This window comes from Hungatella sp. L36 (assembly GCF_014288035.1).
In genome coordinates this window covers 16525-31359 of the sequence record NZ_JACOPC010000002.1, presented here as the reverse complement: position 1 = coordinate 31359, position 14835 = coordinate 16525, and the positions used below count along the sequence as shown (strand labels likewise).

Genomic DNA, 14835 nt, shown 5'->3' with positions numbered 1-14835 from the left:
TACTCCTTCCAAATTTAAAGAACTTCCTTCCGGTAAGCAATCCATTTCCGGACTGTCAGGAAACAGATCACCGCCGAAACCGCCGCCATCAGAAACCAGATTACGATGGTAGCGTTCCATCCCAGGGCTACAGACAGTGCTCCGATTCCGTAAGTGGAGACGGCGCCGCCTGCGTAGACCGAGGAATTTAAAAGGCCTGATACGGAAGAGGCTCTTCCGATCACGCCAAAATACGATGGGAGCACCGCGATCAGCATGGTGTTGACCGCCATCATCGCCGTCGTCGCCAGCGCCAGCATCAGAAATGACACCGCCATGCTCCGCCCCGACGCCAGACGCAGCACCAGTATGGCCGCCGCGCTGACCACGAAAAATGCTCCCGCTGTCCGCACCTCATTCCGAAACCAGTGAAGATTGGCAAAGGAGGCCAGATAGACCCCCAGCAGGTTAAAGACCGGAATAACCATGGTGCTTGTGATTGCCAGAATGGCGCTCAGTCCGTAAGTCTCGCTGATATAAGTTGGCACCCAGGTAGTCACGCCGTCCTTCAGCGCCCCCTGGACAAAAAGGGCCATCATCAGAAACAGAAATCCAGACTGGATCAGAAGACTCTTCCAGTTTACGGCAGCTTTTGCCGAACCGCCGGTCTCACCAGAGGGTATTTCCGCCATTTTCCCGGATTCTGCCGCATACCGCTCCACCCGCTTCATGCCTGTAATCCAGAACAGCGAGGTACCGATCAGCGCCGCGCCTGCCAGAACGAACATGGTCCTCCAGCCGGACAGCCATATCACAAGCGCCGTCAGGCCGTAGACCGCCATTGTTCCGAGGGGAACGGAGCTGTTTAAAGATACACACGCCTTCATCCTTGTTTCCGTCTTATAATACTCATACATCAGCCGGATCATGGGCGACCAGATAAATGCCTGGAACAGGCCATTTACACACCAGACCGCCGTCATCAGACCGGAGCCCTTCGCCCCCGCCATAGCCAGGTTGCAGAGGCCGGATACCATCAGCCCTGTGAAGACCATTTTCTTCGGGGCCAGGCGGTCGCCTAAGAAGCCGCTGACAAACTGCCCCGCTCCATAGGCGAAAAAGAACGCCGTTCCGATCATTCCGGCCTGCCCTTTGGAAAACCCTTCCGAAAGGATGATCCCCGTCAGGCTGGCCGAATAGTTCAGCCTGCCGATATACGTGGAAAAGTATGCGATCCAGCACAGCCAAAACAGAAGTTTTTCCATCCTCGCTACCCTTTTACTGCGGAGGAGTTGACGCCCTCCACGAAGTATTTCTGCGAGAATAAGAACAGCACCAGCACAGGCATCAGGACCAGCGTCGCAGCGGACATCTGAAGCGCAGGATCCGTCACCGTGCCTTCCGTAAACAGCTTAATACCAACAGACAGCATCTGCTTCTCCAGGCTGGAGATGAAGATGTAAGGCCCCATATAGTCGTTCCAGGACCACACGAACGTAAACAGAATCAGCGTCACGATCGAGGGCTTCGCCAGCGGCAGAATGATCCTTGAATAGATCTGGAAATGGCTGCATCCGTCGATGCGGGCCGCCTCGCTGATCTCCTCCGGAATGCCGATAAATGCCTGACGCATCATGAATACAAAGTAGATATCGAAGGTAGCCGGCAGCACCAGAGACCACATGGTATCCAGGATGTGAATCTGCTTAAATATAACATACCTCGGAATCAGCATAATGTCACTAGGAATCATCAAAGAAGTCAGAAGAACCAGAAAAATTCCGTCTCTTCCCTTGAAATTAATCTTGGAAAATGCGTAAGCCGTGATGGAAACCACGAAAACCTTGATGACAATGGTGGTAACCGTCATCACGATGGTATTGATATACCACTGTCCAAAATCATAGTATGGGTCACCGAACAAGTCCGAATAGTTGGAGAAAATGATCTGATCGGGAATCAGCTGAAGCGGCTTCGTGAGCACATCACCTGAAATCTTGAAGGATGATGACACCATGAATAAAAACGGGTAGATGCAGACAAGGCCGATGGCAATCAGAACAATCGTCCAGCCCCATGACATCTTTTTATCTTTCTTAAGCATAGCTCTTCCTCCTTAATAGTTGACCCATTTTTGCTGTCCGCGCCACTGAATCAGAGTGATGATTAAGACGATGATAAACATCACGAGAGCCTGTGCACTGGCATAGCCTGTCTGGTAGTTGGTGAATGCGGTTCTGATAATGTTGATGGACATAACCGTGGTTGCCTGTCCCGGACCGCCTCCGGTCAAAGCCTGAATGGTGGTAAAGTTCTGCAGGGATGTGATCACAGAACTGATCATTAAGAAAAATGTAGTCGGAGAAATCATGGGGATCACAATATTCTTAATTCTCTGCCATTTGCTGGCGCCGTCGATCTGAGCGGCTTCCAGAAGATCCGCGGAGACGTTCTGAAGCGCAGCCAGATACGTAATGAAGTTAAGGCCGATGCCTTTCCACACAGCGATACACACTACCGTCGGAAGCGCGGTATTTAAGCCGTACAGCAGATACGGCGGATTCTCGCTTCCGAGAGCCGAAAGTATGTACACTACCGGACCGTCGGGACCGAGCAGCAGCTTGAATACGACGGCTACTGCCACCATGTTGGATACGTAAGGAAGAAAGAACATGGAACGGACCAGGTTCTTACAGTGGATTCCCTTGTTTACCATATACGCGATGAAAAAGCCGCATACCATGATTAACGGCACATACATCAGGGAATAAAGGCCGGTGCGCCCTAAGGCCTTCATGGTATCCACATCCGTAAACATGCGGATAAAGTTGTTGATACCGACAAAGGACGCATCCTCCAGCTTGCTGATATAGCGGACATTGGTGAAACCAAGGACCACCGCGATCAAAAACGGCAGCCCCTGGAAAATAACGTAGCCGATCAGATACGGAGCGATAAAAAGAGCCCCTGTAAAATTCTCCTTTTTCTGAGCAATGGAGGTTTTCACTTTTACTTTTGCATTACCATTACTTTTCATAAACACACCTCTTTTTCCATCTTTTGGCACAAAAAGGGCAGCCCCTAAGGTTTCCCGAATGGACTGCCCGTCAGGTCAGACTAGATTACTGCTTATCTTCTTCGATTGCTCTGTTTGCCTTATCCTGAATCTTGGTTACTGCGTCATCGATGCTTTCCGCACCCTGGCCGTAAAGCTGGCCCTCTTCGATGATTGCCTGAGAAATGGCTGCGTCGCCGTCGCCAATGATTTTTTCAGAAAGTGCCTTGCGGCTGCTGTCAAACCATGCGGTCTTGAAGTCTTCCACAGTGAGACCGTCAAACTCAAATGGCTTTGCCAGGGAGTTCTCAACGTACTCATTGATCTCTTCGTCTGTTAAGTCGATTCTTGCAGGTACACGGCCCATGCCCAGTGTGTACTGGTTCTCCGCCATGCAGGCTGCCGCTGCGAATGCTGCGTCCTTGTTCTTGCTGGTAGTCGGCACTGCGTAGCATCCCGGTACCGTCAGCGTAGACGGATCGGTTCCCTCCGGATAAGGCATCGGAAGCAGACCGACTTTCCAGTCTCTCGGGTACTTGTCAAACTGATTTAAGATGGAAGTTACCCAGCCGCCGCACATGAACATACCGTACTTGCCGGTGGTTGCAAATGCGTTCCACGGTGTGTTGGAGGCCTTGAATTCCAGAATAGAGGGCTGAATCTTTTCTGTATTGCCTAAGCCGTAATAGAACTCCAGGCTCTCTTTGAATAACGGATCGTCGAAGTTTCCCGTGCCGTCGGCCTTGTATGGCTCCCAGCCCTTCTGTAATGCGTACATGTAGTTGTAGCAGTCATAGTCCAGCATTAAGGATCCGTATATTCCCTTGGAGCTGTCTGTCAGCTTCTTCGCTGTCTCGATGTATTTTTCCCATGTCCAGCCGTCTGCTGTCGGGTAGTCAACACCGGCATCGTCGAAGATCTGCTTATTATATAAGGTGATCCAGATATCGGAGAATGCCGGAAGACCGTATACGTCTCCGCCAAATTCCGGAACGTAGTCGCCAAAGGTTCCGGCGATATCGTAGCCTGCCTTCTCAGCAAGCGCGTTCATCGGCTCTAAGACGCCCGCGTTGTAGAACGCCTTTAGGCCTGGCTTTGTGTTGTAGATCAAGTCGATCTCATCACCAGCCATCAGGCTGACCAGAGTCTTATCCACTTCACCGGATTTCGCACTCGGAATCACATAGAACTCAATGTTAATACCGGTTTTTTCCTTAACCAGTTCGATTAACTTCTGGTTTTCTTCTCCGGTACTGGCTGTCTGTGTGGTCGCATACTTTAAGGTCACGCCGTCGAATGGCTTGTCGGAAGCAGCCTCTGCGCCCTCTGCTGCTGTCTCACCCTCTGCTTTTGTGGTCGTTTCTGCGGCTGCCGCTGTTGTGGCTGCATCCGCCGGTTCCGCCTTCTTTGAAGAGCAGCCTGCCAGTGATCCCACTGCCATTGCTGCACAGAGGGACAGGGAAACAACGCGTTTTATATTTCTTTTCATTGTGGTAATTCCTCCCAACTAATTTATTTGATAGCATAATTGTAACGTGTAATCCGGTCAGAATCCATAGTTGGAATTTTACCTTTATTGGTTATTCTTGTCCTTTACCGATATTTTCGGAACCGTAATGATTACGATCGTTCCGGCTCCCTGCTTGCTCAAAACCCGCACGCTGTTCTGGTATCCGGTATAGATGGCGATTCGCTCCTTCACGCTGTAAAGGCCGATTCCGGTCCCTTTTCGCCTTCGTTTCCCCGGCTCTGTCTCGCATCTCACCGCCCCCGTCTCAATCTGGCGGCGCACCTCCTTTAACTGACTTCTCGTCATGCCGCAGCCGTTATCTGCCACACGGAACCGGATCACCTCCGCCTCCTCCCGGATATCGAGCCGGATCTTCAGCACCCGGTCAATCCCTTCCATGCCGTACATAAAACAGTTTTCCACCACCGGCTGCAGAGTCAGCTTGATCATGGCATAGTTATACAGCTGATCGTAATCGACGGTGCTGTCGAATTCAATCCGCTCCTTATAACGGTTCTTCTGGATATTCACATAAGCCATGACGTGTTCCACCTCCTGCCGGATGGGGACGATCGTCTCCCCGTTTCCGATGGACAGCCGGTACAGCCGCCCCAGCGCCGCGGCAATCCGCCCGATGTCAGGACGTCCCACCTCATTGGATTTCCAGACGATATTTTCCAGTGTATTATAAAGGAAATGGGGATTGATCTGCCCCATGAGCACCTCCAGCTCCAGCTCCTTTTTCTTCTTCTCGCTCTCCACCTGTTCTTTTATATAGTGGTTGATCTGCACCAGCATGGCGTTGTAGTACATCATCATGCTCTTGATCTCCCCCTGGTACGCCTCCGGTTCCACGTAGGCCTCCAGATTGCCGTCGTATACCTCCTTCATGGAAGCGTCCAGCACCTCCACCGGCTGAAGAAATCGCCTGGAGATCCAGTTGATGATGGCGATACATGCAGTCACACAGACCACCATGGCCGCAATAATCTCCTTGAACAGGCGGTCGATGGGCTCGGTGGCCGCATTTAAGGGAACCACGGTAAAGATCTGCCAGTCCGCGTTATTTAACGGACTCAAATCCGTAATATAAGGCTCATCGTTATACTGAATCTGATGGCTGCCCTCCTCAGCCGCTTCTGCAAGTTCCATGATCCGCCCCGGCATCCGGCACGTCTCGACGGCATTCTGATCCGACGAAGAGATCAGGCGGCCGCTGCCATCCACGATGTAGACGGTTCCCTTCATTTCCTCGGCCGACGTCTTATAAAGCTGGTAGACCTGATTCTCCTCCAGCACAAAAAACTGGGTATAGAGCCACGTTCCGGTAAATGGATGAAGAATCCGGCGCATACACGTGATCACCTGATCTGTCCTCACATCCCCTTTTTTCGTCCTGCTGAGGAAATTACTCCGCAGGGGCTGCCACTGAAACATGGACAGCTTCGTCCGGTCCACGGCTCCCATGTCAATCATGATCCGTTTGATATCCTCTCCCTGAAAATAGGGATCCAGGAAATTATATACTTCCTTGTTATTTCCGTAGATGGCGCTGATCCGCTGGCTCTTCCCCAGCGGGTCCGTCTTCAGAAAGTAGTTGTTCAGTCCATAGATATCCCGCTGCTTTTCGATGGTCGCCCTGTCGTAATCCCTGGCCAGGAAATCCTCGATCTCCGCGTCGTAGGCAAATTTATCGGACACCAGCTGCACATTATAGAGCAGCTCGTCTACCTGTGCGGCGATGGCGTCGGCTCTCTGGCGGATATTTCCAATTGCCTGATTCTTCATTTCCATACGCGTCTTCAAAAACAGCACGGACGCAACCACCGTAAAGGGCAGAAGCACCCCCACCACCAGATAGAAAAACAGCTGCTGTCTTAAGCCGCGGTCCATATAATGACTGAGCCGTTTCCACAAATCTCTCATCCTGTCTGTCCCTTTCGTTTCCATCAGTTGTGGAGTCCCCGGTATTCATTCGGGCTCATGCCGCAGTGCTTCTTAAATACTTTAATGAAGTTAGAAGCATCGGCGTATCCGGTCATCTCTGCGATCTCGTAGATTTTTAGTGACATGTCCCGCAGCAGCAGCTTGCTGTGAGCCATCCGCTTCTGTGTGATATAATCGCTGAAATTAAATCCGGTTTCTTTTTTAAATACCTTCGATATGTAGGCCGGATTTTTCCGGAATTGTTCCGCCGTAGCCTCCAGTGAGACGAGATTAGAGCAGTACTCCCGGTCCAGATACTCCCGAATGGAGGTCACCAGCATCCCGGTCTTCTTCTGGCCCGCCGACAGATCCGGCGCCATGGAAGAGACATGCTTCCCCGTGTTCCCGTAGATCTCAGGCAGTTTTTCTTCGCTGCTGCACAGGCCGCTCAATCCGGCCAGAAGGGCCAGGCCGTAGATGTCACCGATCTCTCCCTGAATCTCTTTGATGCAGCGGCCTATGGCTTCCAGCTCCCCGTCGCTGCCGTCCTTCAGCGTGATAATCCCTACCACCTTCCGGTCCCGGTTTAGGAAGAAATGTTTCTCCCAGACCATCTCCCGGCTGTTGCAGTACCGGATAATCCGCTGCTTCAGCTGGTAGTGATCGTCTCTCTCCCCATTTCCCACAGGCTGGGCATCCAACACCGCCATCATACAGCAGTCAAAATTCATGCCGGCGTCTTCCATCTCCTCCTTCCAGCCGTACTCTTCCTCTCCGCCCACATACCCGTCCAGGAGATTACTGAGAACTCTGGCGTAGGACAGTTCTTTATTCTGCATGGCCGAAACCTTCAGCGACTCCAGCTCCCGCCGTCTGATCCCCTCTTCATCCAGCTTCTCCTTCAGCCGGTGAAACAGCGTCTCAAACTCATCGATATCCGTGGGCTTTAAGAGATACTCCGTTACCTGGTTGCGGATGGCCATGTTTAAATACTCCACATCGTTGTATCCGCTGAGAATGATGATCTTGATCTCCGGATTATTTTCGTGGAGGTACTGCATCAGCTCGATCCCATCCATCTTCGGCATTCGAATATCGGACAGCACCACATCCGGGTGCTTTTCCCCAATAATGCGCACAGCCTCTTCCCCATTCTCCGCCTGCCCCGCCACTTCAAAGCCCCATTCATTCCACGGAATCCCCCGGGCCATCCCGCGGCGGATATCTTCTTCATCGTCTACGATCAGTAACTGGTACATGGCTGTTTCCTCCTCGTCGTATTTTCATGCTGCATTTTACCATTTTCTGGATACTTCTGTCATTTATTGTATAACGTCTTTTGCTTCCTGACAATAAAAAATGTTTTGGGCGGTCTTTACCAGAAGCAAATATTTATAGATATTTTTATTACAGGTACCTGTAAATTTCCTCTTGACTTTTTCTAACGGTACCGTTATAATAGTTTCAGACGGTACCGTTAGAACAGGTACCGGCACGACGTACCGATAAGGAGGTATTACTTATGAACGAAGCGAATACACAATTATATGAAAAATTCACAAAGCTCCAATGGCTGCTGCACAAGCACCAGCACCGCACGCAGGCAGAAAACGGGCCGATGGCCGATCCCAGCCGCGGCCAGGGACGGATTCTGGCTATCCTGAAGCTGCAGGATGGCATCTCTACCAAAGACCTTTCCTATCTTTTAGGAATCCGGGTCTCCTCCCTGAACGAACTGCTCGCAAAGATGGAAAAAGGGGGATATATCAGCCGAGAGCCATCTGAGGCGGACCGCCGCGTCATCCTCGTCAAACTGACGGAGAAAGGAAAAAACGAACCGCAGAAAAAAGTTAATTCCGACGATGTGTTTGAATGCTTCTCGGAAGACGAAAAGATCACACTCAGTGAGTACTTAGACCGCCTTATTACCGCGCTCGCCGCAGACCTGGAAGACGAAGCCGATGAGTCTGAACGCGAATGGTGGATGCGGGGCGCACGGGAACGCATGGGAGACGAAATGTTCCGGCGGTTCGCCACAGGTGCCCCAGGCGGCTTCATGGGCGGCGCTGGCGGCCGGCCTGGGAACTTCGGTGATTGGCCCCATACCATGGAATAACAATTAATCAAACATTACAAGCACCATCAAACAAATGAACCAGTCCACCCAAAGCATTGGCGCTGCCTTTCCAAAACAGCGGAATGGCAGTGCCTTTCTTTTTTTGCGCCTTTTTTGGCGCCACACCTGTAGAAAGAAGGGGTATTCTATGTTTAAAATCATCAAACGCCTGCCGCCAGCCAAGACGCTGCTGGCCGTTCTGTTTCTGCTGCTGCAGATAAGCTGTTCCCTCTATCTTCCCTATCTGACCGCCGATATCCTGAACAACTGTGTCGTTGTCGGCGATACATCCCGGATATGGCAGAAGGGCGGCTTTATGATCGCCGTATCCGCAGCAAGCCTTGTGGGAGCAGCGTTAAACACTCTGCTGTTTTCAAGAATTTCCTATAAAACCGGCGAGGAACTCCGTGAGGATGTATACCACACAGCGCTGACATTTTCTAAAAATGAATTCGACAAATTCGGTGTCTCCTCCCTGATCACCCGCACCACCAATGACGTCACTCAGGTACAGAACCTTATTGAGATGGGTCTCAAATTTCTGATTCTCGCTCCGGTGCAGCTGATCGGCGGCATCGTCATGACGTGGCTGCTTTCACCGGAGCTGGCACTGATCTTTATCGGTGCAATTCCATTTCTGGCCGTCTCCTATCTCATCATCTCCTGTCTGGCCAATCCCCTGTATTCCAGGATGCAGACGCTCCTGGACCAGTTAAATCTGTCTTTTAAGGAAGGTCTTACCGGTGTCAAGGTCATCCGGGCGTTCTGCCGGGAGGATGCAGAATTTGAAAAGTATCACAAAATAAACGGTGAATACGTGAAAGTATCCATCGCCGCCGGAGGCATCATGAGTTTCTTTTTCCCTGTCATCAGTCTGCTGCTCAGCCTTTCCACCCTCCTGATTCTGTGGGCCGGCGGAGCAGGTGCAGAAAACGGCACGCTGGAGGTGGGTTCCATCATCGCGGCCATCAGCTACGGCGCCCAGATCCTGACAGGGTTTGCCATGCTGACCCAGATAATTCTTGCGGTTCCCAGAGGACAGACCTCGGCGAAACGAATTCATGAGGTTCTGGAGATGCCGCTGTCCATCCAGGACCCCAGCGGTTCCGCTCCACAGGCATGCGGGAAGAGTCTGACCTTTGAAAATGTGGATTTCCGCTATTTCGGAGGCGAGAAGAAGACCCTGTCCGGCATCAGCCTTACGGTTCACGGCGGCCAGACCCTCGCTGTCATCGGCTCAACAGGCGACGGCAAGTCATCACTGGTCAGCTTAATCGCCAGGCTCTATGACGTGGAAAAGGGACAGATCCGCCTGAACGGAGCGGATGTCAGAGAGCTTCCGCAAAAAGTCCTGCATGACCGGGTAAGCTTCGTTCCCCAGGCATCCACACTCTTTTTCGGCACCATCCGTTCCAATCTGCTGGTAGGCAGACCCGACGCCACCGACGAGGAAATATGGGCCGCCCTGGACATGGCGCAGGCCTCGGACTTCATACACAGCCTGGATCTCGGGCTGGACAGCATCGTCGAAAAAGCGGGCGGTAACTTCTCCGGCGGACAGAAACAGCGGCTCTGTATTGCCCGTGCCCTTCTGAAAGAGGCCGACGTCTATGTGTTTGATGATTCCTTTTCCGCACTGGACTTTAAGACTGACGCCGCCATCCGGTCCGCCATGCGCGGCAGAGTCAGGGATGCCGTCACCGTCATCGTCGCCCAGCGCGTTTCCACCGTCATGAACGCCGATTTAATCGCCGTTCTGGATAACGGGATGCTGGCAGGACTCGGCACCCATGAAGAGCTAAAAGACGGCTGTTCCGTATACCGGCAGATCATCGAATCACAATTATATAAGGAGGTGGCGTAATATGGCCATGAACAACAGAACTGGATCCGGCGCAGATAAAATGAGCCGCGCTCCGCAGAAAAAGCCCGAAAACACCTGGAATACCATCAGGCGTCTGACAGGCTATATGAAAAAATCCATCCCGCTGATTATCGTTACATTTCTTATTATTATAGCCGGCACGGTGATGCAGGTGCTGAGCCCAAAACTCCTGGGCAGTGCCACCACCCTGATATTTCATGGCATCACACAGGGAACCGGCGTAGACTTCCACGCGCTGGGAGCGATTCTCTGTACCGTCGGAGCGCTGTATGCCGGAGTGTTCGTCACTTCCTTCCTGCAGCAGTATATCATGACAGTAATTTCACAGAAAACCACACATGCCATGCGAAATGAGCTGAAAGCAAAAATGAACCGTGTTCCCGTATCCTATTTTGACAAGCATCCCAACGGCGAGCTGATGAGCGTGGCCGTCAACGATGTAGATAACATTGTCACTAATTTACAGCAGAGTCTGGTAAGCCTGCTCTCCAGCGCTGTGCTGGTGGCCGGAGTGCTCTGGATGATGCTCTCCATCAGCCCGTTTCTCACGCTGCTGGCCTGTATCACACTCCCCGGAAGCCTTCTCGTGATGAAGTTTATCTCTCCGAAGGCAAAGAGATACAGTACCGACTATTTTTCCTCTCTTGGCAGGCTTAACAGCCAGATTGAGGAAAGCTATCAGGGATTTTCCGTGATTAAAACCTTCAACGGCGAGGACAACGCCCTGGATGCCTTTGATGAAATAAACCGGGATATGTACAGCACAGGCTGGAAGGCGCGTTTCATCGGCGGCCTCTCCATGCCGGGCATGCTGCTGGTACAGAATATCGTCTATGTGCTGATTGCCGCAGCCGGCTGCTTCCGTGTGGTGTCCGGCGCGATCACGATCGGCGACATTCAGGCATTTTTACAGTACTCCTCCCAGTTTTCCAGTCCGCTGATGCAGCTTGCACAGATCTGGACCAATGTGATCTCCATGGTGGCCTCCGCCGAGCGGGTGTTTGAGATGCTGGACGCAGAGGAAACCGTGGATTATGAGTGTGAATTCCCGGACCACACGGATGATACGGCCAAGGTGGTATTCGATCATGTCGAGTTCGGCTACACCGAAGCGCCGCTACTGAAGGATTTCAGCATGGCGGTGGACGAAGGGCAGATGGTCGCCATCGTCGGCCGCACCGGAGCAGGAAAGACCACGCTCATCCATTTGCTGGAGCGGTTTTATGAGATCCGGAGCGGATCTCTGCGCATTGACGGCAAAGATATCCGTAGTGAGACGCCCCACGAGCTCCGATCCCGCATCGGAATGGTCCTGCAGGACACCTGGCTGTTTTCCGGTACCATCTATGACAATATCAAATACGGAAATGAATCGGCCACCGACGAGCAGATCTTCGCAGCAGCCCGCGCTGCCTATGCCGACGACTTCATTCAACAGCTGCCTGACGGCTATCAAACCGTTCTGGGTGAGGACGCGGGAAATATCTCCCAGGGGCAGCGCCAGCTTATCACCATTGCATGTGCCTTTGTATCCGACCCGGAAATCCTCATACTCGATGAGGCGACCTCCAGTGTCGACAGCCGGACAGAGCTGACGATCCAAAAGGCCATGAAGCATCTGCTCAAGGGACGCACCAGCTTTGTAGTGGCCCACAGACTCTCCACCATCTACGATGCCGACCGTATTCTGGTCATGGACGACGGTGATATCGTAGAAACCGGAACCCATAAAGAACTGCTGCTTCTCAATGGAACCTATGCGGACATCTATAACAGCCAGTTCGCACAGACAGCCGTATAGGCATAACAGGGAAAGCGGAGCCGCGGCTCCGCTTTCCCTGTTATACCTGTCTGTCTCACACCTTTCCTTCCGGCAGATGATCCAGACTGATATACATACTTCCTACTCCCCATCGTAATAATCAACCTCATCCTCCACCTGAAACACCTTGTTCGTCCCGCTCCCCCAGATCCCGATCTTATTTGAATCCGGATAAATGACGGCCTCAACATCATTGTTGGTATCAAAATCGATATACGTCAGCATTTCCGCAGGGGAGGTATTGGTAAGCTTATGGGCGCCGCCGGCATCCGCGGGGAAGAACAGTAAGTCTCCCGCTTCTACCGCCATCTCCCCTTCCGGCGTTTTTAACGTTCCGCTGCCGCTGATAATATAAAACGTTTCTTCATTTTTACAGTGGTAATGGTACGGGTAGGCGGATTTCATCGGAGGAATGTGGTAAATATTCACCACGCACTGACTGGCCTCGCCTCTCGAAACGAATGGCCTCTTATGGTACTCATACTTCGCATTGGTGCATTTGTGCTCTGCCTGTAACTCATTGATTTTTGCTTTTTTAATCATACGATTTCTTCCTATCCCCTGCATCTGCCTCCGTGTTCTTAAGATAGTTCTGTGCCTCTTCCTTTGAAATAGATTTTATGCCAGTAATCTGTCCGGCCGAGTCCCGCACGACTGCCAGATCAGCCGTTCCGGTCTCATCCACCCAAAACGCAGGGTACCAGCCGTCAGTCTCATCAACAAACAATCTCACTTTCTGTCCATTATAGTACACGGCGTTTTCATCCGCACGAAACGTTATTCCGTAAGCGCCGTAATACATATTATATTTCTTTCCGTTTTCCAGAGGCTCCGGATTGGAGTCCCTGGTCTCATCTGCAAAAAATACGTAGTAGTATTCCTGTGCTTCCTTCTCGGATATTGCGCTCACACCAGTGATTTCTCCGGCTGAACTGCGTACAGCCGCCAGATTCACTGTGCCGTTCTCATCATAATAGAAAGTTCCATCAGAATACGGATCATTGAAAAGCCTTATTTTCTGTCCCTTGTAGAGAAGTGATGTGCCATCATTCGATATCGTAACGCCAAAGGAGGAATACTTCGCATAAACAGATGGGTCGGGCACGAACCTGACTGCAATATCTTCTTTAATGTATATGAAATCATCCGGAATTCCTGCTGCGGCAGCAGAGGTGGCAAACGAACTTCCCACAACAGCCACAACAGCGCAGGCGATGATCATGGAACAAACCGTTGTCTTTTTTATCTTCATAATTGCTTCTATCCTTTCTTCAATTGCATTTTTGCTGAAATGGTTGCATAACGGGGTAAGTCCGCTCTTCTTTTCCTCCATGTCAATCAGCGTAAGCGCATAGGCTGATTTCATGGTTTCTCCGAACATCCGCACAACTCGTTCGTCGCAGGACAGTTCCAGATCCCGATTTGCTAATGTATACATGATCCACACCAGGGGATTAAACCAGTGAATACACAGTGCGGCAGTCAGTAAAATCTTCGCCGCTCCATCAAAACGCCGGATATGCACGTACTCGTGTGCGAGGACGTATTGTAACTTTTTCGAATCTGTCCAGTCCGTTTCTGCCGGCATTAATATGACAGGCCGGAAGATTCCATAGGTAAGCGGAGCCGTTATACCGCTGGTCTGGCGAATTGCAATGGAACGTCTGCACTTATGTTCTGCCAGCCATCGGACCGTAAATTCGTTTACCACCAGCTGGGAAGTCATGAACTCGAAGCGGCATCTGATATAAGCTATGGCAAAATACAGCGTGCAAAACACCAGTCCGATGCCCCAGATCCAGCCCCCTGGTGTCAGCCCCACGACCGCGGCAGTATTTTGTACAGCATCCGGCGCGGCGGTGACCGGGATAACGGGCAGCACGTTTGCGATTGGAACGCCGCCGATCTGTCCTGCTCCAGAATACTTTGCCAGGGAGTAGACGCTGAACGGCGAAGGCCAGGTAAATGGCACCAGCAGCCGCACCAGGACAAGCCCCCATAAGGCAAGGAACGTCTTTTTAGGCAGCCGGTTGATGGAAATCGCCCGAATGGCGGTTATAACAAAGATCATCACTGCAGCAGAAATACTCATTTGAATCAGGCTCATGCTCCATCCTCCCCCAGCTCCTCGACCATCTCTTTCAGCTTCTCCACCTGTTCCGCAGTCAGATTCCTTCTGCCCAGCAGAGATGCAAACAGCTTATCCACCGAGCCGTCGAAAACCTTATGCAGCAGTTCGTCTGTTTCCTGTGCCTGCACCTGTTCCTGTTTAATAAGCGCATGGCAGACAAAGTTGGGATCGGTCCGTTCCACGGCCCCTTTTTTGATGCACCGCTTTAACAGTGTATAGGTGGTATTGACATTCCAGCCGTACCGCTCTTTCATCACATCGGCAACGTGCTTTGCCATGCTGTCGCCCTCTTTCCAGAGAACGTCCATAACCTTTATTTCACTGTCAACCAGTTTCATATCCATTTGATTCACCTCTTTTCCTTTCATTTATAAGACAGGAGTAGTATCCATACCCATATACTACTCCTGT

The 14835-nt window shown here is 51.6% G+C and carries 12 protein-coding genes; 3 read left to right on the top strand and 9 right to left on the bottom strand.

Annotated elements, in window-relative coordinates; translation table 11 throughout:
- Nucleotides 1-14 precede the first annotated feature (14 nt).
- The 6 genes from H8S80_RS05745 to H8S80_RS05720 form a co-directional block, all read right to left on the bottom strand.
- Nucleotides 15-1244, bottom strand: coding sequence for an MFS transporter (locus tag H8S80_RS05745; RefSeq protein ID WP_117633642.1), 1230 nt, complete (start codon nt 1242-1244; stop codon nt 15-17).
- Between the two features lie 5 nt (nt 1245-1249).
- Nucleotides 1250-2083 (bottom strand): carbohydrate ABC transporter permease, encoded by an 834-nt coding sequence (locus tag H8S80_RS05740; protein WP_002604406.1) that lies wholly within the window; start codon nt 2081-2083, stop codon nt 1250-1252.
- Nucleotides 2084-2095: 12 nt separating this feature from the next.
- Nucleotides 2096-3016: a carbohydrate ABC transporter permease gene (locus tag H8S80_RS05735; RefSeq protein WP_029466216.1), complete on the bottom strand. Its 921-nt coding sequence runs from the start codon at nt 3014-3016 to the stop codon at nt 2096-2098.
- Between the two features lie 85 nt (nt 3017-3101).
- Entirely contained in the window at nt 3102-4523 is a 1422-nt protein-coding gene (locus tag H8S80_RS05730; RefSeq protein WP_002604408.1) for an ABC transporter substrate-binding protein, read from the bottom strand.
- An 84-nt stretch (nt 4524-4607) separates the two neighbouring features.
- Nucleotides 4608-6470, bottom strand: a complete 1863-nt coding sequence (locus H8S80_RS05725; RefSeq protein WP_243010355.1) for a cache domain-containing sensor histidine kinase — start codon at nt 6468-6470, stop codon at nt 4608-4610.
- Between the two features lie 23 nt (nt 6471-6493).
- Nucleotides 6494-7729 (bottom strand): response regulator transcription factor, encoded by a 1236-nt coding sequence (locus H8S80_RS05720; RefSeq protein WP_025532116.1) that lies wholly within the window; start codon nt 7727-7729, stop codon nt 6494-6496.
- A 263-nt stretch (nt 7730-7992) separates the two neighbouring features.
- On the opposite strand from H8S80_RS05720, the gene H8S80_RS05715 reads away from it, so the two are divergent.
- The 3 genes from H8S80_RS05715 (at nt 7993) to H8S80_RS05705 (ending at nt 12272) form a co-directional block, all read left to right on the top strand.
- The gene (locus H8S80_RS05715) at nt 7993-8586 is read left to right on the top strand and encodes a MarR family winged helix-turn-helix transcriptional regulator (protein WP_117633640.1); all 594 of its coding nucleotides are present in this window, start codon (nt 7993-7995) and stop codon (nt 8584-8586) included.
- 148 nt (nt 8587-8734) lie between these two features.
- On the top strand, nt 8735-10450 hold the full coding sequence (locus H8S80_RS05710; protein WP_117633639.1) for an ABC transporter ATP-binding protein: 1716 nt from the start codon (nt 8735-8737) through the stop codon (nt 10448-10450).
- 1 nt (nt 10451) lies between these two features.
- Nucleotides 10452-12272, top strand: a complete 1821-nt coding sequence (locus tag H8S80_RS05705; RefSeq protein ID WP_118033157.1) for an ABC transporter ATP-binding protein — start codon at nt 10452-10454, stop codon at nt 12270-12272.
- A 102-nt stretch (nt 12273-12374) separates the two neighbouring features.
- On the opposite strand, the gene H8S80_RS05700 is transcribed toward H8S80_RS05705, so the two are convergent.
- Genes H8S80_RS05700 through H8S80_RS05690 form a run of 3 tightly spaced genes read right to left on the bottom strand, consistent with a single transcriptional unit; the run spans nt 12375 to nt 14768 of the window.
- Entirely contained in the window at nt 12375-12836 is a 462-nt protein-coding gene (locus tag H8S80_RS05700; protein ID WP_002604416.1) for a cupin domain-containing protein, read from the bottom strand.
- Nucleotides 12829-14400 carry a M56 family metallopeptidase gene (locus H8S80_RS05695; RefSeq protein WP_117633638.1) on the bottom strand — a complete coding sequence of 524 codons (1572 nt, stop codon included), beginning with the start codon at nt 14398-14400 and terminating at the stop codon, nt 12829-12831. The genes H8S80_RS05700 and H8S80_RS05695 overlap by 8 nt, the downstream gene beginning before the upstream one ends.
- Nucleotides 14397-14768 (bottom strand): BlaI/MecI/CopY family transcriptional regulator, encoded by a 372-nt coding sequence (locus tag H8S80_RS05690; RefSeq protein WP_002604418.1) that lies wholly within the window; start codon nt 14766-14768, stop codon nt 14397-14399. The genes H8S80_RS05695 and H8S80_RS05690 overlap by 4 nt, the downstream gene beginning before the upstream one ends.
- Nucleotides 14769-14835 lie beyond the last annotated feature (67 nt).